The organism is Glaciecola sp. XM2 (assembly GCF_018595715.1).
GTDB lineage: Bacteria > Pseudomonadota > Gammaproteobacteria > Enterobacterales > Alteromonadaceae > Glaciecola.
On record NZ_JAHEOJ010000026.1, the window covers coordinates 203,874 to 223,039 of the forward strand.

19 protein-coding genes are annotated in these 19,166 nt (G+C 45.3%); 12 read left to right on the top strand and 7 right to left on the bottom strand.

Annotation, left to right across the window (positions count from 1 at the left end):
• Positions 1–57: 57 nt before the first annotated feature.
• Together KJ365_RS14500 and KJ365_RS14505 are read right to left on the bottom strand one after the other, a co-directional pair.
• On the bottom strand, positions 58–390 hold the full coding sequence (locus KJ365_RS14500) for a hypothetical protein (protein WP_214452395.1): 333 nt from the start codon (positions 388–390) through the stop codon (positions 58–60).
• A gap of 245 nt (positions 391–635) precedes the next feature.
• Positions 636–1,466 carry a PHP domain-containing protein gene (locus KJ365_RS14505; protein WP_214452396.1) on the bottom strand — a complete coding sequence of 277 codons (831 nt, stop codon included), beginning with the start codon at positions 1,464–1,466 and terminating at the stop codon, positions 636–638.
• A gap of 375 nt (positions 1,467–1,841) precedes the next feature.
• Here KJ365_RS14505 and KJ365_RS14510 point away from each other — a divergent pair, with 375 nt between their 5' ends.
• The 8 genes from KJ365_RS14510 (at position 1,842) to KJ365_RS14545 (ending at position 10,078) form a co-directional block, all read left to right on the top strand.
• Positions 1,842–3,434: an anthranilate synthase component 1 gene (locus KJ365_RS14510; RefSeq protein WP_214452397.1), complete on the top strand. Its 1,593-nt coding sequence runs from the start codon at positions 1,842–1,844 to the stop codon at positions 3,432–3,434.
• Positions 3,427–4,062 carry an aminodeoxychorismate/anthranilate synthase component II gene (locus KJ365_RS14515; protein WP_250884247.1) on the top strand — a complete coding sequence of 212 codons (636 nt, stop codon included), beginning with the start codon at positions 3,427–3,429 and terminating at the stop codon, positions 4,060–4,062. The genes KJ365_RS14510 and KJ365_RS14515 overlap by 8 nt, the downstream gene beginning before the upstream one ends.
• Positions 4,059–5,084 (top strand): anthranilate phosphoribosyltransferase, encoded by a 1,026-nt coding sequence (gene trpD, locus KJ365_RS14520; RefSeq protein WP_214452398.1) that lies wholly within the window; start codon positions 4,059–4,061, stop codon positions 5,082–5,084. Before KJ365_RS14515 ends, trpD begins: the two co-directional genes overlap by 4 nt.
• A gap of 1 nt (position 5,085) precedes the next feature.
• The gene (gene trpCF / locus KJ365_RS14525; protein WP_214452399.1) at positions 5,086–6,501 is read left to right on the top strand and encodes a bifunctional indole-3-glycerol-phosphate synthase TrpC/phosphoribosylanthranilate isomerase TrpF; all 1,416 of its coding nucleotides are present in this window, start codon (positions 5,086–5,088) and stop codon (positions 6,499–6,501) included.
• A gap of 13 nt (positions 6,502–6,514) precedes the next feature.
• Positions 6,515–7,696, top strand: coding sequence for a tryptophan synthase subunit beta (gene trpB, locus KJ365_RS14530; RefSeq protein ID WP_214452400.1), 1,182 nt, complete (start codon positions 6,515–6,517; stop codon positions 7,694–7,696).
• The gene (gene trpA / locus KJ365_RS14535) at positions 7,696–8,526 is read left to right on the top strand and encodes a tryptophan synthase subunit alpha (protein WP_250884248.1); all 831 of its coding nucleotides are present in this window, start codon (positions 7,696–7,698) and stop codon (positions 8,524–8,526) included. Before trpB ends, trpA begins: the two co-directional genes overlap by 1 nt.
• 9 nt (positions 8,527–8,535) lie before the next feature.
• Positions 8,536–8,835, top strand: coding sequence for a YciI family protein (locus KJ365_RS14540; protein WP_214452401.1), 300 nt, complete (start codon positions 8,536–8,538; stop codon positions 8,833–8,835).
• 253 nt (positions 8,836–9,088) lie between these two features.
• Positions 9,089–10,078, top strand: coding sequence for a proline iminopeptidase-family hydrolase (locus KJ365_RS14545; RefSeq protein WP_214452402.1), 990 nt, complete (start codon positions 9,089–9,091; stop codon positions 10,076–10,078).
• Between the two features lie 106 nt (positions 10,079–10,184).
• Here the strand turns inward: KJ365_RS14545 and KJ365_RS14550 are convergent, their stop codons facing one another.
• A complete protein-coding gene (locus KJ365_RS14550) occupies positions 10,185–11,963 on the bottom strand; it encodes a sensor domain-containing diguanylate cyclase (RefSeq protein WP_214452403.1) in 1,779 nt (592 codons plus the stop codon).
• Positions 11,964–12,033: 70 nt separating this feature from the next.
• On the bottom strand, positions 12,034–13,104 hold the full coding sequence (locus KJ365_RS14555; protein ID WP_214452404.1) for an AI-2E family transporter: 1,071 nt from the start codon (positions 13,102–13,104) through the stop codon (positions 12,034–12,036).
• Between the two features lie 76 nt (positions 13,105–13,180).
• On the opposite strand from KJ365_RS14555, the gene folX reads away from it, so the two are divergent.
• From folX to KJ365_RS14575, 4 genes are all read left to right on the top strand, one after another.
• Positions 13,181–13,546: a dihydroneopterin triphosphate 2'-epimerase gene (gene folX / locus KJ365_RS14560; protein ID WP_214452405.1), complete on the top strand. Its 366-nt coding sequence runs from the start codon at positions 13,181–13,183 to the stop codon at positions 13,544–13,546.
• Positions 13,547–13,551: 5 nt separating this feature from the next.
• Positions 13,552–14,442 carry a TIGR01777 family oxidoreductase gene (locus KJ365_RS14565; protein WP_214452406.1) on the top strand — a complete coding sequence of 297 codons (891 nt, stop codon included), beginning with the start codon at positions 13,552–13,554 and terminating at the stop codon, positions 14,440–14,442.
• A 40-nt stretch (positions 14,443–14,482) separates the two neighbouring features.
• The gene (locus KJ365_RS14570) at positions 14,483–15,067 is read left to right on the top strand and encodes an acyl carrier protein phosphodiesterase (protein WP_214452407.1); all 585 of its coding nucleotides are present in this window, start codon (positions 14,483–14,485) and stop codon (positions 15,065–15,067) included.
• A gap of 77 nt (positions 15,068–15,144) precedes the next feature.
• The gene (locus KJ365_RS14575) at positions 15,145–16,215 is read left to right on the top strand and encodes a glycosyltransferase family 4 protein (protein WP_250884249.1); all 1,071 of its coding nucleotides are present in this window, start codon (positions 15,145–15,147) and stop codon (positions 16,213–16,215) included.
• A 4-nt stretch (positions 16,216–16,219) separates the two neighbouring features.
• On the opposite strand, the gene KJ365_RS14580 is transcribed toward KJ365_RS14575, so the two are convergent.
• From KJ365_RS14580 to KJ365_RS14590, 3 genes are all read right to left on the bottom strand, one after another.
• Positions 16,220–17,122, bottom strand: coding sequence for a mechanosensitive ion channel family protein (locus KJ365_RS14580; protein WP_214452408.1), 903 nt, complete (start codon positions 17,120–17,122; stop codon positions 16,220–16,222).
• 115 nt (positions 17,123–17,237) lie between these two features.
• Positions 17,238–18,509, bottom strand: coding sequence for a Xaa-Pro dipeptidase (locus KJ365_RS14585; RefSeq protein WP_214452409.1), 1,272 nt, complete (start codon positions 18,507–18,509; stop codon positions 17,238–17,240).
• Positions 18,510–18,627: 118 nt separating this feature from the next.
• On the bottom strand, positions 18,628–19,155 hold the full coding sequence (locus KJ365_RS14590; RefSeq protein WP_214452410.1) for a YkvA family protein: 528 nt from the start codon (positions 19,153–19,155) through the stop codon (positions 18,628–18,630).
• Positions 19,156–19,166: the final 11 nt, after the last annotated feature.

The window sequence follows — 19,166 nt, forward strand, 5'->3', positions numbered from 1 at the left end:
AGAGGACGATACAAAGGCATATTTTTTTTAAAGATAAAATCGAATTCGGTCAAAGTATTATAACTTCAGCTCAAAAAACTCTTGTAGCTTCTTTTCAATGTCGGTTTTTTCACCCGTTTCACTAAATATAAAGATAGCTTGATTTAATGTCAGCACAATAAATCCATTTTTGCTTAGTTCAGAGGCGACATTATGAGGGCGGTATATGGTCTTGAGAATTTGAAACCATTCACCATGTTGTTTCGACTTGAGTACATTAATACCCACTTCATTGAGTTCACTGAGTAATTTGCTTTCTTTGGCTCTTTGTAAATTGTTGTCTCTAAGCAAAACTTCTAAAGCATGTGATGCCTTTAACAAACGAAATGATATATTACTACGCCTCCCCATTTACACTGTCCTTGTGATTATCGGTTGAAAATTACCCCCTAACGTTAGTCCAAAAAATGCCTCAGTGCAAACTCATGGTAATAGTTTAAAGGAGGCTCAAACAAGTCAGTGTTAAGTTAAATTCACACCTACAAATGCCTTTGACGGACTGTGTGATTAATTAACATCAATTAAAAAACTATTATTTGTGGATGAGGGCAATGCTCTAGGGCAAAGTAGCAATAGTTAGAAGGACCTATTATTGCTTATAACCCCCAATCTCGCCAAATAGGCTCAATACTTACCGGTAGCTCAAGTCGCCTACCAAGTTCCGTCCAGCGACTAGGTGAGTGGAAATCAGAGCCTGCGCTGCCTAACAAGTCATGCTCAAGGGCAATTTCAATCATTAACGTTTGCTTGTCTTTCGCTAAGTTAGGATGCTGAACTTCCATCCCCTCGCCGCCAGCAGCGCTAAAATCAGCCGCTAAGCGTCTGAGCCATTTGGTGGTCATATCATAGTGATAAGGATGCGCGATGACGGCCTGCCCACCTGCCTCTTTAATCCACGCAACGGCATCGGCCATGCCAACCCATTTAGGTGTAACGTATGCCTTTTTTCCCTTACCCAAATACTGCGTAAAGGCCTGCTGATGATGGCTACAAATACGCTTGTTCACGAGCACCTGTGCAAAATGCCCGCGCGAAATGACCCCATCGGCAAGACTTTGCACATCATCTAACGTAACAGCTACACCTGCTTTATTTAGCTTTTCGAGGATGTCGTGAGCGCGTTGCTCCCTAACCTGTTGTTGGGAGGCTAAGCGGTTTAAGAACATCTCGTCATTTTCATTGACGTTTAGTCCCAGTATGTGAATTTCAAAACCATGCCAACGGGTTGAAATTTCGGTACCGCTGATGATATTCACCACCGGCGCACTTTGCTGACTATAGTCTCTAGCTATCTGAATCGCTGCCACACTGTCGTGATCGGTAATGGCCAGCACATCTACTTGCATCTGTTGAGCCCGCATCACAAGCTGTTGTGGCGATAAACTGCCATCGGAGCAAGTTGTATGAGAATGTAAGTCTATTTTCAAGTCGCAATCCAAACCACAGACGTCATATTTACACGCCGGATAAAAGCCTATAATTTGACACAATTATACCCGCAATATATGCGCAATACTGCTTTTCTTTGCACGCACAATTGTAAAACTTTTAGATTAGCGGTTGACAACAAAGCGCTTTTGTTATCTCCTATGCTCATAATTTATTGCAAGCGAATGCGCGATCGGTGCGACGCTCAGCATACAGGAATCAAACATGTACACAGTAAACACGCAAAACATTTGGTGGTGGAGCAAGCAACTTTAGGGCTGCCTGCATTTGTGTGCATGTAAACAAGGCCCTAGAACGGGCCTTTTTTATTGGCTGAAATAAAACATTATTTTGCGAAGATATATAGGAAAAACATGAGTTTGTCACAACTAGGGACTGCACCAGGCAAGGTGGAGACCATTGAAATTGAAGCACCTTACGTGTCAGATCCTCTTAGCGCGTACAAAGCCATGGCCACGCCCCATTCTATATTATTAGAGTCGGCGGAAATTGACAGTAAAGACAATCTCAAAAGCCTAATATTAGTGGATGCCGCACTTCGCATAGAGTGTAATGGGCAGGATATAATTGTGACAGCTCTTACAGATAATGGTCTGCCGCTCATCGAATTTTTACGTGAAAAACTAAGTGTTTATTTGCGTAAAAATGCCGACGACCACCTTCATGTGACTTTCCCTAGTTCAGGGAACGAGTTAGATGAAGACGCTCGTTTAAAACAGCCATCTGTATTTGACGTACTGCGCACGCTACAACAGGACATACAAGCGCTTAGAGAACATCCACACGCGGTGTTTTTAGGTGGAGTATTTGCCTATGACTTGCTGGCAAGTTTTGAGCAGTTACCTGATGTACCCAAAGGCGCTAACCATTGCCCCGACTACGTGTTTTACCTAGCGGAAAGCCTGATATTAATCGATCATCAACATCAAAGTACTCAAATCCTTGGCAGTGTATTTAGCTCTCACAATGTAGCCCATCAATACTTTGAAAAACAACAGCGCTTAGAGCAAATTAAGCGCCAGCTCAGCGATTTGCATCGCGTCACCTTTCCCAAAGCACACCAAGCAAGCTTAAGTGAACTTAAGGTCGATAAAGACGATGAGCACTACTGCAAAGACGTGTTGGCATTACAAGAGCACATTCTTGACGGTGATATCTTTCAAGTAGTGCCCTCGCGCAGCTTTTCTTTGCCGTGCGCCGATCCATTGCTAGCATATAAACGCCTCAAGCAAACCAATCCGTCGCCTTATATGTTTTATCTGCAAGATAATACTTTTGCGATATTTGGCGCATCACCTGAATCTGCATTGAAGTACGAGCAGCATTCTAATCAGGTAGAAATTTACCCTATCGCGGGCACTCGCCCTCGCGGAAAGCGCGCCGATGGTAGCATCGATTTAGATCTCGATAGCCGCCTAGAACTAAATTTACAGCAAGACGAAAAAGAAAAATCAGAACATATCATGCTAGTGGATTTAGCCCGAAATGATGTCGCAAAGGTATGTGAACCGGGCACTCGCTTTGTTAAAGACCTGCTCAAAGTTGACCGCTATTCGCATGTGATGCACTTAGTTTCGCGCGTGGTCGGCCAGCTCAGAAAAGACCTCGATGCACTCCATGCCTATCAAGCTTGTATGAACATGGGCACACTAGTCGGTGCGCCAAAGATAAGTGCTGCCACACTCATAAGAGAAACCGAAAAATGCACTCGGGGAAGTTATGGCGGTGCAGTGGGCTACTTAAACGGTAATGGCGACTTTGATACCTGCATCGTGATCCGAAGTGCCTTTGTAAGCAATGATGTTGCCTATATTCAAGCCGGTGCAGGCGTGGTGAAAGACTCTAAACCTCAATCGGAAGCCGATGAAACGCGCGCTAAAGCGCAGGCGGTTATTCAAGCGATCATCACTGCTAACACGGCCGCTGAAGGGGGCGACAATGCATAACATGAAAGATCTCAAAGTCGTTTTAATTGATAACCACGACAGCTTTACCTACAACCTAGTGGATGAACTGCGGGTGATGGGCGTTCATTTAAAAGTGTTCAGAAATACCGTGCCTGTTGAACACATTATGTCGCAGTTAAGTGAATATGCGCAGCAAGGCCAATGCCTATTGATGCTCTCACCTGGACCGGGGGCGCCTAAAGATGCTGGCAACATGCCAACGCTCATTCAGGCGGTAAAAGGTCGCTACCCTGTATTGGGAATATGTTTGGGTCATCAAGCGATTGTCGAGGCCTATGGCGGTGAAGTGGGACGAGCCGAAGATGTTATGCACGGCAAAGCGTCGTTGATGACACACGCACATGAAGGTATTTTTAAAGCGCTCCCTAACCCGCTTTCTATCGCTCGCTATCACTCTTTAGTTGCCACGCGCGTACCAAATTCTTTGCAAGTGATTGCGACGATAGGTGACCTCCCTATGGCGATAATTCATGATACTGATAATATGCTCGGCTTTCAATTTCACCCCGAGTCGGTGCTATCAAGTGAAGGCAGTTTATTGTTACAACAAGCTATGCAGTTTCTGGTCGCAAGTCAGCCATCGTTAAACCACAAGGAAGCACAATGACACAACGCGCTTTAGATGCCCTAACCTCATTATATGACCGTGATGATTTATCTTTTGCTCAGGCTGAGTCTGTCTTTGATGATGTGATGAAAGGCGAGCTTGACGACATTACCTTAAGTGCACTGTTAATCGCACTTAAGATGAAAGGTGAGCACACCAACGAGATTGCCGGCGCAGCCTCAGCGATGATTAAAAACGCCAGACCCTTCCCTCAAACCGATTATCCTTATAGCGATATCGTTGGTACCGGTGGCGATGGCCACAACACCATCAACGTATCAAGCGCAGCGGCGATTGTTGCTGCATCGTGCGGGATTAAAGTGGCTAAGCACGGCAACAGAAGTGTGTCGAGCAAATCTGGCTCTTCCGACCTTTTTGCAGGTTTTGGTATGAACCTGATGATGTCACCTGAGGCTGCCAAGCGCTGCTTAGAACAAGCAAATATCTGTTTTTTGGCAGCGCCTAATTATCATGCCGGTGTAGGTCATGCTATGGCCGTGCGCACTACCCTAAAAACACGTACTTTGTTTAATATCTTAGGACCATTAGCGAATCCTTCGAAACCGAGTCATGGGGTTTATGGCGTATATACCCCTGCGCTACTTGATGTGTATGCACAGGTATTGGTCACCCTTGGGCATGAAAATGCACTCGTGGTGCACGGTGCTGGCCTTGATGAAATAGGGTTACATGGCACAACGCAAGCCCGTCATATTCACCAAGGCAATATCAGCTCTATTGAAATCACGCCTGAATGCTTTGGCGCGAAAAATGCCCCGATTACCGCAATTGAAGGCGGGGAACCAGAGCATAACGTGGCATTGATTAGCGACGTGCTCAGCGGAAAAGGCAATGTTGACCATCAACATGCCATTGCGTTAAATGCAGCCGCATTACTTTGGGTGAATGCGCCTCAGCGCGCCAAGCAAGATTGCTTTGCGCAAGTTATGGATACACTTTTAAGCGGCGCACCGTTACGCACGATTGAAGCGGCCGCTCAACTTAGTCAGCAAGAGGTATAACGTGGCAGATGTACTAGCCAAAATAGTGGCCGACAAACGAATAGAAATTGCGCAGCGCGAACATGACTTTCCCTTGAGTGAGTTTATTGACCAACTAAAGCCTAGCGAAAAATCGTTTATTGCGGCCGTAAGTAAACCTACTGCAGGATTTATCTTCGAATGCAAAAAGGCTTCTCCGTCTAAGGGTTTGATCAGAGAAAACTTTGATTTAGATGAGATTGTATCGGCATACGAACGCGAAGCGGCCTGTTTTTCAGTGCTGACCGATGAAAAGTACTTTCAAGGGCGCTTTGAATATTTGCAATATGTTACCTCGCGTGTGTCGCAACCGGTGCTCAACAAGGACTTTTTTGTGGTGCCCTACCAAGTGTATCTTGCACGTTATTATAATGCAGATGCGGTGTTATTAATGCTCTCAGTACTCGATGATAACGAATATACCGCGCTGTCTGAACTGACTTACTCCCTTGGCATGGAAGTGTTAACCGAAGTGAGTAACGAACAAGAGACTCATCGCGCACTTGCCTTGGGCGCTAAAATCATTGGTATTAACAATCGTGACTTGCGAGACCTGTCTACCGATTTGGCCACCACGGAACGTCTTGTACCGTTGATTCGCAATAGCGATTTTGACGGTGTGATCATCTCCGAATCAGGCATCTATACCCACCAAGATTTACTGCGTTTGAACCATCTTGTAGACGGTTACCTGGTCGGCAGTTCTTTGATGGCGCAAGACAACTTAACTCAGGCAGTTTCTCAATTAGCATACGGTCAGGTGAAAATATGCGGCATTACCCGCACAGACCACGCTCAGGCTATTGCCAACACGCCTGCAAGTTACATGGGTTTAATTTTTGCACCTAATTCGCCGCGCTTCGTATCTCTTGAGCAGGCGTTGAGTATTACGCAAAGTGTGAGCTTTGATTATGTTGGCGTATTTGTTGATGCACCACTGGAACAAGTCGTCGATTATGTCGCAAAACTCGGTTTAAGCGCCGTGCAATTACACGGGAATGAAAGCGGTGAATACATCAGCGCGCTTCGCCTAGCGCTGCCAAATACATGCGACATTTGGCAAGTCATTAGCGTCACCGAAGGGCAAAGCGCCGGCCAAACGCAGGAGCGCATTGAACAATGTGAAGCAATAAACGGAAGCGACATTGCGCTTTACTTACTCGATTGCAAAGTAGGTAAGGTTTCAGGGGGCACCGGACAAGCCTTCGACTGGGGCATTATTGATAGTTTAAAAGACACAAACAAAGTCATTATCGCAGGCGGCATTACCCCACAAAACGCAAAACAAGCGATGTTAACAAACAGCTTCGGCATTGATGTGAATAGTGGTGTAGAATCAGCGCCGGGTGAGAAAGAATTAGCAAAAATACATACGATGTTTTCATCGTTACGCATTTAAAAGGAATACCCTTATGAATAAATTAGAGACAAAATTTGGTGACTTTGGCGGCATGTACGTGCCAGAGTTATTGATTCCTGCGCTTGACCAATTAGAGCAAGCATTTTTAGATGCGAAAGACGATCCTGAGTTTCAAAAAGAATTTATGTCTTTGCTGAAAGACTATGCAGGTCGCCCAACCGCTATGACGCTCTCGCGTAACCTATGCAGCAATCCAAACGTGAAGCTGTATTTAAAGCGCGAAGACTTGCTGCACGGCGGTGCGCATAAAACCAATCAAGTATTAGGGCAGGCCCTGCTTACAAAACGCATGGGTAAAAAAGAAGTGATTGCCGAAACGGGCGCCGGACAACATGGTGTTGCTACCGCTCTCGCTTGCGCACTACTTGGCCTTAAAGCCCGCATTTACATGGGTGCAAAAGATGTTGAGCGTCAAGCACCTAACGTATTTAGAATGCGGTTGATGGGCGCAGAGGTGATACCCGTTGATTCTGGCTCAGGTACCTTGAAAGATGCAGTGAATGAGGCCATGCGCGATTGGTCAGCGACTTATGATAAAGCCCACTACCTATTAGGCACCGCTGCAGGTCCCCATCCCTTCCCCACTATTGTGCGCGAATACCACCGCATGATTGGTGAAGAAACCCGTGCACAAATCCTTGAAAAAGAGGGTCGCTTGCCCGATGCACTCGTGGCCTGCGTTGGCGGTGGCTCAAATGCCATTGGCATGTTCGCAGACTTTATTGACGAACCGTCTGTTCGCCTTGTGGGCGTTGAGCCGGCAGGTAAAGGTGTGCACACTAAAGAGCATGGCGCGACCATATGCACCGGAACTAAGGGCATTTTGCACGGTGCTTTTACCTTTATTATGCAAGATCACGACGGCCAAATTGAAGAGTCTTACTCCGTCAGTGCTGGCTTAGACTACCCAGCGGTTGGACCTCAGCACGCTTATTTATCAGATATTGGTCGCGCTGAATATGTTGCGGTTACCGATACGGAAGCGCTTAACGCCTTTCAGTTGCTCGCTAAAAAAGAAGGGATTATTCCGGCACTTGAGTCGTCTCACGCACTTGCGCACGCACTTAACATGGCGGAAGAAGCAGAAGATGGCACGATTATCGTCGTCAATTTATCAGGCCGAGGCGATAAAGATCTCGCACACGTAACCAATATTCTAGGAGACAAGCTGTAATGGCAAAGACACGTTTTATGGGCACAGGCCGTTACCATGCAATGTTTGAGCAACTCGATGCTAAAAACGAAGGCGCCTTTGTTCCTTTTGTGATGCTCGGAGACCCTGATGCAGTTACCTCACTGGCGATTATTGAAGCGCTAGTAAAAGGCGGCGCAGATGCTCTTGAGTTAGGCATTCCTTACTCTGATCCTATTGCCGATGGCCCAACCATTCAAAAAGCCAGCATTCGTGCGCTCAACAGCAAAATACGTCCAGACGATTGCTTTGATATCATTGCCAAAGTTCGTGCGCAGTTCCCAAATATTCCTATAGGCCTATTGCTATACAGCAACTTAGTGCTGGCAAAAGGTATTGAGAATTTTTATCAACAGGCATCAGCCGCTGGCGTTGATTCAATCTTGATTGCCGACGTACCTTTAAGAGAAGCAGACAGATTCATTGCCATCGCAGAAACGAACAACGTTCAGCAAATCCTAATTGCTCCACCAAACGGCAGTGATGAGACATTGTCTGCCATTGGCGATAAGTCATCAGGCTACACTTATTTGCTCGGCAGAGCGGGTGTAACGGGTGCTGAAACCGCAGCTGACATTCCAGCGCAAGCGCTGATTGAAAAGTTACAGCAGTATGAAGTGGCGCCACCGCTTTTAGGCTTTGGCATTTCTAATCCTGAGCAAGTGGCAAGTGCGATACAAGGAGGCGCTGCAGGTGCAATTTCTGGATCGGCGACTGTCAATATCATTGAAAAATTCCTTGATGAGCCAAGTGTTATGCTAAGTGAGCTTAAGAACTTTGTGCAATCAATGAAGGCCGCCACAGCTAAATAGGAAGAGCAAATGTACTATATGATTTGCGCGCAAGATAAGCCCGGCACCTTGGATAAAAGGTTGGCTGCCCGACCTGAGCACTTAGCACGGCTAAACGTGCTCAAGGACCAAGGTCGTTTATTGCTGGCAGGCCCTAATCCAGCCATCGATACACTGGATCCGGGCCCGGCTGGCTTCACAGGGTCTTTGATTGTGGCGGAATTTGAATCACTCGAAGCTGCCCAAGTGTGGGCCGATGCAGACCCATATAACGCGGTCGATGTTTATGAAAGTGTGATGGTTAAACCGTTTAAAAAGGTCTTGCCGTAAATCTAATTACGGAGAAACGTCATTACCGTGAAACCGGAAATCTCGCAAAAAGCACTCCTAGCTTGCCACAACTCTCGCTTTCAAGGTTCCCATTTTCTTCGTAATGACGTTTTGTTGTAAGCTCAGGTGTGTAATACACCAAAACCTGCACAAAGGCAGCTGGAACGCAGAATAGCAACTAGCGTCTATCCGTCTTATACTCAAACACCGATATATAGCTTCTTCCGGTTTATTAATTTTTAAGGTATTTACCATGTTCAAAACCTTACACCTCCTCTCGCTTTATACTCTTTGTATCGCTTTTCTTGTAGGGCTTAGCTTAAGCGCATTTGCTAAAAGCCCCGGATTTGAGCCTGAAAAAGAAGTTTTGGTGCCGGTTGAAGGCGGTAAGGTTTATGTCAGGGTCGATGGCGAGAAACAGACGCACCGTGCCCCGGTAATTTTTATTCACGGCGGTCCTGGTGGCACTCACAATGGTTTTATAGGCATGACTGATTTGGCCGACGAACGCATGGTGATTATGTATGACCAGCTCGACAGTGGTAAATCTGAACAACCAAACAATCCTAAAAACTGGCGGGTTGCGCGCTTTGTTGAGTCGTTGGAAACCATCCGTAAGCATTTAGGGGTTGAGCAATGGCATCTGGTTGGGCAGAGTTGGGGCGCAGCTCTTGCATTAGAATACTCAGCAAAATATCCGCAACACACAATGTCGACTGTACTGGGCGGCACCTTTATTTCCACACCACATTGGATCATGGATGCCAACCTGCTGGTAAAAGCTGCACCACAAGAAGTACAAGAAACCCTTCGACAGTGCGAATCATCGCAGCCTCCACAAGCGGCTCAATGCTACGCAGCATATACAAAATTGTATTCACCTTACTACACCCCGAATAAAATCAGTAACGAGATAGCAGCTTACCAGGATAGCGTTGGAGGCAATGGCTTCAATCCCTTAATTTACAATGCCATGTGGGGGCCAAGTGAGTTTTCGTCTACTGGCGTACTAAAACACTATGATGCGACCCATTTGTTGGCCGAGTTAGACCCGCTTAAAACGCTGTTTATGATCGGGCAATACGACTCAGCACGCATCGACACGGTTCAGAACTATGTGGCGCTAACGCCCGGTGCAGAGTTAGCCGTTGTACCAGGTGGTGCACATGGTTTTTACGATGACAGACCGCTGGTAACACTAGCGTTGTTGCGCAGTTGGTTGAGACGAAAGGATGCTCAATAATATATAATTAAGGTCGTCATAGGCTATATTTAGCCTGTGGCGACCTATAGAATTAAGTCGAAACCTACTGATTCAAAGAGTCAGTTCAGATGTACACAGCTACAACTCAATCGTCGTTGCTTAACATCACCACGTTTCTACCTCTGTTCTTACCGTGATAAAGGGCCAAATCTGCTCGTTTTAAGCATGCATCAATGGTTTCACCCGTCTTGATTTGCGCCACGCCGATTGTGACCGTGAGCCGTCGACCAATTAGTTCCCCTAAAACCTCGCTCATGTTTTTGCTAATTTTATCAGCCACATTCGTCGCCCCCATAAGGGTATTTCGTGGAGTCAGTAGCAAAAATTCCTCTCCACCCCATCGGGCTACTATATCTTGGTCTCTGACAGTTTTTTGCATCACCTTAGCGCCTTCAATGAGAACTTTATCGCCCACATCATGGCCGAGTTCATCATTAATTTTTTTAAAGTGATCAAAGTCAATCAACATGACACAAAAAGGCGACTCCAAACGTTCAAATTCATCCAATGCTGTTTGCATATGCTGACGAATGCCGCGCCGGTTATACAGCCCGGTAAGCGGATCTTTAGCAGCTAATTCTTCATACACTAGCTTTTCAGAGCTCTCACTCACAAAACGCATGTAGGTGATATAAGTCTGACACATAATAAATGCCGCCAAACCATATCCCACCAGAGGAATACTCTCGATAATATTGACGTTCGCTAAGATATCGTTGACGATTAAAACAAATAAAAACAAGGTTCCCATCGTCAGAATACCTGCATGAGGCTCGTTGTTATAGGCCGCCCGAATTAATCCAATAACGGTATAGACCGCTAGCAATAGCACAATGACTTGATACGTTGGCATCATCAGACTAAATACTGATGGTGGCGTCAAAAACAGCGCAGTGATTATGACAGCAGATACCGCGCAAAAAGTGATAATAAAAGTGCGATGATAATACTCACGGAAGTTTAAATAAAAATAACCTATCACGAAGGGCGTAATCCCAAAAAAGGTTAAAAAATTCAAACGAACGGCTGTCTCAAAAGACCACGAAGCAAACGACATAAAATAGAGTAAATTAGTCGTTTCTACTTCTCTTAGCGCCATAAGTAAGCAAATAAACGCAATGATAAGCGGCGAAGGGTCGGTAGCACGTAAAAAGTACTGTATGGCATTAAAAAGCGCAGCGGTAATAAGAAAACTCACCAACGCCACCGTTTGTACGCTCTGTCTAGAGTAATCTTTGTAGACACTCTCAGCCGTGCCCAAGCTCGGCTGAGCCCATACACCGCCCCACATTAAATGGTAATTTGACACATGAATGGTGATCACAAAACTATCTGAAGCTGGCTCAAACAGGTAAATTCCTGGCGTATACTCCGGGCGTGCTTGCTCGGCCATTGTCGACACTGTGCCACCTTGTGCAAGTAAGACATCATCAATGTATAGTTCGTAAGCAGTACCAAGATTAGGCAGTTTTAGGGCAAGTAACGGATACTGCTGGGTTGTTGTCACGTTTAAGCGATAGCTTGCATATCCGTACTGAGAGTATTGTTCTTTATCAATCTTAGCGCCAAACCACTCATGGGGTATTCTTGCAACATCGTATGCATCTGCGTCAAAGGGTTCATCAGGTGGGATCAAGGAACGCCATACAAACTGCCATTCACCACTTAAAGAAATAGGTTCTACGTCATTTAATGCCACCTCAGACAAGTCTAGTTGCCCCGCCTGTATATTCATCGCGATAGATTCAGTGGGTGCATCCACATACAAGCTAATCACGCGATAGAGTATCAACGCCAAAGCAAGCATCAATAAAATAGACGCGATCTTTGGAAAGGATGTGCGGTGTAATCTTTGGCTTGTCATATTACATCAATGGCTTTTTGGGCACTTTTGTTTCCTTAGCGTTTATCTAAAAAATTCAACAAATACTTCGCTAGACTGCTTGCTCAACGCTTTCATCATTTTCAGCGTGCGTTTTGGGTTCAGAGTCGGCAGACAATAACAATGCTAACCACTTAGTCTCTTCTCGTGATTCCATCGCAATTTTCACGACCATGGTCAACGGCACGGATAACAACATGCCAACACTGCCTAACAACCAGCCCCAAAAAATTAACGATAAAAATACCACGAGCGTAGACAAACCTAAACCCCGCCCCATGAATCTTGGTTCGATGACATTACCCATCACCATATTAACGATCACAAAGCCAAGCCCCGCCAGCCCAGCTTTCGCAAAGCCAAACTCCACAAACGCCATGAAAACAGCTGGCACAGCCGCAATGATAGAGCCAATATTTGGAATAAAGTTGAGCATAAATGCAAGCACTGCCCATAACAAAAAGTGGTCGACACCCAATACGTATAACCACAGCCCAATAACCACTCCGGTGCCAAGACTGACCACCATTTTGATGCCTAAATACTGATTTACCGATGTTAAAAATTTATCGATATGTTTAAGCTCCATATCTGGGTCGGCCATGGCAACGTGCACTCGTCTTGGCATGCTGTCTGCCTCAAAGAGCATGAAAATAACGGTCAAGAGAATTAAGAATACGTTAGATAAAACGGTACCCATACCGGTAATAAAGTTGGTTGCCACAGACATCGCCATGCCTGGGTCGAGGTGCTCACGAATCAGCTCTTGGTTAATATCAATATTTAAACGCGACAGCTGTTCAACTATCCAAGCAAACTCCCCCCCTAATTGCTCTCGATAGTTCGGAAGATTTTGCCTAAACTCAGCAAGAGATTGGGTAATTAAGCCGGCCAGCATAAAACCAATTACCACCATTATCAGTATAACTAAGCTAATAGACATCCATCGTGGGATTTTGTATTGAGCTGTCCAGTTAATGATTGGGCTTACCGCAATGGCGATAAATGCAGACAGCAGCAGGGGGATCACAATAACACTTGCCGCTTTAATGCCCGCCATAACAATCACAACCGCGGCCATCACCAATATGACTTTAGATGTGGGTGACGATTTTAATTCCATGAACACGTTCCAATTACATTACGATTTATCATTATAAGTATGAGTAACAATTAACCATTAAGGAAGAAGTATCTCAATGAATTTAGATCTTGCCACGATTCGCATCAAAAATCTTCGTTTACGCACCTACATTGGCATTAATGAAGATGAAATTAAAAATCAACAGGACGTGGTGATCAACGTTACCATTAAATATGACGCAAAGCGCGCAACCGACTCTGACCAGATGGCCGACGCGCTCAATTATAAAACAATTACTAAAGCGATCATTCGTTTGGTAGAAGATAACCGTTTTTCTTTATTAGAAAAGCTCACTGCAGACGTACTCGCCATTGCAGCCGACCATCCTTGGGTAATAACTGCTGAAGCTGAGGTCGATAAACCTCATGCTCTACGATTCTCTGATTCGGTATCGCTAGCCATTTCCTGCACAAAGGATTAATTACTATGAAGTCAGTCTTGCTCACGGGTGGCACCGGCCTTATTGGTCGCCATTTAGTTAAAAAATTAAGTGACAAATATGCGGTTACGGTTGTTAGTCGTGATCCGAAGCGAGCGTTACGTTTGCTTGGCAATAACGTTAAGGCCATCACGCAAGAAGACTTAGTAAACATTGACGACTACCAAATTGTGATCAATCTTGCCGGTGAGCCTATTGCCGACAAACGATGGTCACAGACACAAAAAGAACGCATATGCCGGTCAAGATGGGATATTACTGAACAACTCGTTGAACTCATTAATACCTCCCTTGCGCCTCCAGAAGTATTTATTAGCGGTTCTGCTATTGGAATCTATGGCCGTCAAGACGACACGCCAATTAGCGAAGACTTCACAGACTTCCATGAGGAATTTAGCAGAGAAATATGCGCAAAATGGGAAGCTATCGCCAACCAAGCACAAACACGTGTGTGTATTCTTCGCACCGGTGTTGTGTTGGCAGACGATGGCGGCGCATTATCAAAGATGCTCATGCCTTTCAGGCTTGGCTTAGGCGGCCCTATTGGTGACGGCAAGCAATTTATGTCTTGGATACATATTGAAGACATGGTGCGCGGCATTGAATTTTTAATTGAAAACGAGCAATGTTCTGGACCGTTCAACTTCACCTCGCCAAAACCTGCTAGCAATGCGTTTTTTGCGCATAAATTATGTAAACGTTTGGACCGCCCGTGTATTTTCACCACCCCAACTTTTGCAGTAAAACTGCTGATGGGAGAATCTTCTGATCTGGTGATTTATGGGCAAAAAGTAATACCAATGCGCCTTGAAGCGGCAGGCTTCCACTTTTCTTATCCAGTCTTAGTGGATGCACTAGCGGCGTTGGATTTACGCTAAAGATTATGTTGCCGGTACTCCCTTATAAGAGCTGCGCGCGGTGAATTACATCGCGCACATTCACCTCGCCCACCTAAGCTCAAGCAGTATGTTAGGGAATTTCCTAGGCGATTTTGTAAAGGGGTCATCTTTTGAGCATCTGCCAGACCACATACAATCAGGCGTGCGTTTGCATCGCGCGGTAGATTCATTTACCGATGCCCACCCAATTATTCAAAACTTAAGGACTGCTTTTCCTACTGATCTTAGGCGCATGTCGGGGGTGATCATTGATATATATTTTGACCATCTACTGTGCACGCATTGGCAGCGTTTCAATTCACAAGCGCTTGAGGCTGTCCTAAATGCGTTTTACAACGAAGTAGCCGACACCAATGTGCCTGTCGAAGGCCGATTTGTGGCGGTGAAACAAGGCTTACTGAACTATCGATGGCTTGCAGATTATCAGCATCGGGACGGCTGCATTCGCGCATATTTTCAAATTGAAAAACGCCTCAACCATAAAATCACCTTTGCTGAAAAAGCCAATCGCTTTCTCCTTTCACATCATGACGTTTTTGAAACTGCCTTTCTTGAATTTTATCCTCACGTCATTGAGCACTCGCAAAATCAAACCAAAGCGTAAGAATTCCCTGTACTATTGACTCTGAGTATCGATAATACCTGGGTAAATCAGCAAAACTATATGGACAAACTAAAAACATGAGTGAGAACAATGCGATGCAAAATGACGAAATTGAACTGATTGTTGGCAATTCCAGCGCTAACTTTTCAGGCGTCACTTCCACCATGTTACAAGTCTTATCTCATCAACGTAGCATGATAAATGTACGGGTGATGGGGAAACACTTTTTGACTGATCCAAGCGTGTACATTAGCTTTTGGCAAACCGTGAAACTATGTAGGAAGCCACTAACAAATGGAAAGTGGCGAATCTTCCATGCCCGTAGAGTCGATGAGATGATCCAAGGTGTATTGCTCAAATACATATTTGGCGCAAAAATTAAGTTAGTGTTTAGTTCCGCTGCACAACGCAAGCGCTCAGGGTTAACCGTATGGCTTACTCGCAAAATGGACGGCGTCATCGCTGTGAGCAACCGCTCTGCATCCTATATTGAAAACGACGTGGATATGGTAAACCCCCATGGTATCCAAATAGACGACTATACGCCCGCGCCTGATAAGCAAAAAGCCTGGGAGGCACTTGGCTTTGGTGGCAAATACGGTATTGGGATCTTAGGGCGCGTACGCAAACAAAAAGGCGTGCACTTATTTGTGCGAGGCTGTATTGAGACCTTACAAAAATACCCTGATTACCATGGCTTAGTAGTTGGCGCGATTTCTAGCAGTAACCAAGCCTTTGTTGATGAGCTTAAAGAAGAGATTGAGAAAGCGGGCTTAAGTGACAGAATAACCTTTACCGGTGAGCTTCCGTTTGAACAAATACCCACAATATTTAGTGCCCTTAGCGTCGTTTGCGCGCTCAGTGATAATGAAGGTTTTGGACTTACCGTATTAGAGGCAATGAGCAGTGGTGCTGCAGTTCTGGCCACCGAGGCAGGTGCTTGGGAGGATATCATTCGCCCTGGCGTTGACGGTTATATAGTGCCGGTGAATGACCAGAGCGCGGTGAATGAAAAGTTAAACGAAATACTATCTGATCATAACGCTCTGAGCGCCATGGGACAAAGCGGGCGCGAGAGAGTTGAACAGCAATACAGCGTGCAAGACGAAGCAAGACGTCTTGTAGACTATTTCCGCACATTACAATAAGGCCTTAAGCTTTATCCACTTTGTCGCTTTGGGTGTGTATGGTTAGCGCACCATCTAGGTGGATATCACGTTGTGGGAAGGCTATCACAATGCCATTTTGCTCAAACAGCTCGTCAATCGCATAACGCACGTTACTTCTGACTACGCGCAAATCTATGCCTGAAGTGGCGTTTATCCAAAAGAAGGCTTCAAACGCTAGTGCGTTATCACCAAAGTCGTCAAATATAATAATCGGTGCAGGCTCAGACATGATTTCAGACTGCTGCTTCACCGCTTGCTCAATTAGCTGAGACACTAAACGTGCAGGAGAACCATACGCCACCCCCACCTTTACCGAAGTTCTCATGACATGATCTATCAACGTCCAATTCACCACAGTATTTTCAAGTAACTTACTGTTTGGGATCAGCATGTGCACACCATCTACACGCCTTATGCGGGTGGAGCGTGTATTGATGGATTCAACAGTACCCTTTGCGACGTTATCGATTTCTAGAAAGTCAGCAATTCTAATGGGGCGCTCCCACATTAAAATCCAGCCGCTGATAAAGTTATTAATGATGTTTTGCGCACCAAAACCCACACCGATTGCAATTGCACCAGACACAAACGCAAATGCTGTGAGCGGCACGTTTACCAACTCTAGCGTAGTTATAAACAACACCACAAGCGCAACCACGTTATATACGCGCCTAAACAGATGCGCTACGTCTGGCTCTACATGATTGGCTTTTAATCTGCGAAAGATGAAGTTACCAAGCCACTTAATAACGAAAATGCTGATGACCAAATAGGTAGGGACAATTAATATCTCACCAACGGTAACTTCATATTCACCGTAACTAAACACCACAAAATTGATGATTGAATAGAGTGATTCGACGAAGATGTTTACCTGTTCATTCATAAATCGCGCTTGCTCCTTGTGGCTTTAATTAAGTCACCATAATATACATCGGTAACAGGTATTAACATTTAAACGTATTGCCGTTCCATTCTACAAGGTTAACTGCGCCTAATTGCTACTGCTTATAGACTTTCCCGTCTTTCATCACAAAGGTGACTGTTTCCATTAGGTCAATATCTTCAATAGGATTGCCATCAACCGCTATGATGTCGGCTAAAAATCCCGTTTTGATTTGTCCTAAAGAGGCTTCTTGCTTTAATAATTTAGCGCTGTTAATCGTCGCAGCCTGCAGCGATTGCATTGGCGTCATGCCAAAGCGGACCATACGTGAAAACTGCTTACCGTTATCGCCATGTGGATAAATGGCCGCATCAGATCCAAACACCATATTTGCGCCCGCCTGAACTGCACGTCTGAAGCTTTCGCGCTGCGCGGCGGATACTTGCTTTTCTTTGTTGATGTTCTCTTCAGGAACGCCATTTGCCACTCCAAAGGCGAGCGTATATTCGGTATTGTAGATATCGCAAGATAGATACGTGCCATATTTGATGGCTAATTCAATGGCCTCGTCATCCATAAAACTGCAATGCTCTATAGAATCAATACCCGCTCTAATGGCGGCCTTAATGCCTTCTGTACCGTGTGCATGAGCTGCGGCAACTAAACCGCGCATATGCGCCTCTTCCACCGCGGCTCTTATTTCATCCTCAGTAAGTTGCTGAATACCCACTTTGGTGCCTTTTGAAAATACACCGCCGGTGGCGCACACTTTTATCGTATTAGCGCCATATTTTATGTTTTCACGTACTTTGGCGCGCACTGCCCATGGACCATCGGCAGCACCTGCTGACAAACTTTGTGCCTCTGGTGGTGAGAAATTATCATCGCAATGCCCACCCGTTATGCCAACAGAATGCCCTGCTGCCCATATGCGCGGCCCCGGGACCTCACCCGCATTGATGCCATCTCGCACTCCAATAACAGAATAACCTTTAGCGCCAAGGTTTCGCACAGTAGTGAAACCAGCCATAAGGGTCAGTTCAGCATTTTTGACTGCTTTAACGGTCATTCGAGGGACGGAATTACCTCGGGAGGCTAAAAAATTATCAGCCGCATCGGATGTTAAATGCACATGCATGTCCATCAGCCCTGGAATCAACGTTTTACCACTTAAATCTATAACTTCTGCGTCGGCATTTACCTGAATCTCGCCTTGCGTCGCCACTTCAATGATGATGTTGTCTTCAATGAGCACCGAAACATTTTTCACTACTTTGCCATTTTCAGTATCAATTAAAGCGTCAGCGTTGATTAGCGTTTGTTTGGAAAGTACGTTTAATGATATGGCCAACAAAGCAGTGCCAAATAAGAAGGAAGATAATTTCATGAAACTCAACTATGTGAAACAAAGATGTTTCAAGAATAGTCGCTTTTGCTAAAAATAACAAAGGCATGCAACGATTTGCATGCCTTTTTAGACTAACGTTTTATAAGCTCTGGCAGTATTAACGAGAGAATAAACGACGCTTACGACGCATATTAGAGCGTAGCTCTGTGCGTTTACCCTCTAACCAACTCTCGCGGTTAACATTGGCGTCTGAGCCTCTGCGACTCTCTTCGGTTGAGCGGAAGTCACAAAATTGCTTGTAGGCTACCAGATCTTGAGATAAATCTTGAATAACCAATTCAATCATGATCGCATCGTCAACATAGCCTAAGCCAGGGATATTATCGGGAACTAAATCATGCGGTTCACTAAAATAAGCCAGTGACGTTAAGATATCGACTTTTTCTTCTTCGGGCATTTGCCATTCTGGATCTTCTAAGGCGCTAATTAATGTTTCAAGAGAGTTCAAGCGTGTTCTTACAAAATCAGGAAGATTCGAATTTTCCATATCAGTACACACCGCTCTCGCTTTTGCTAATACTTCTTGTGAAGAGTATTTGCGCGCTTTGTCGATGGCTACCTGCATCAAGCTTCTAAAGTGGTCTAAATCGCTATCAGAAAGCTCGAAACTAATTTGAATGGTCATGCATGTTGTCC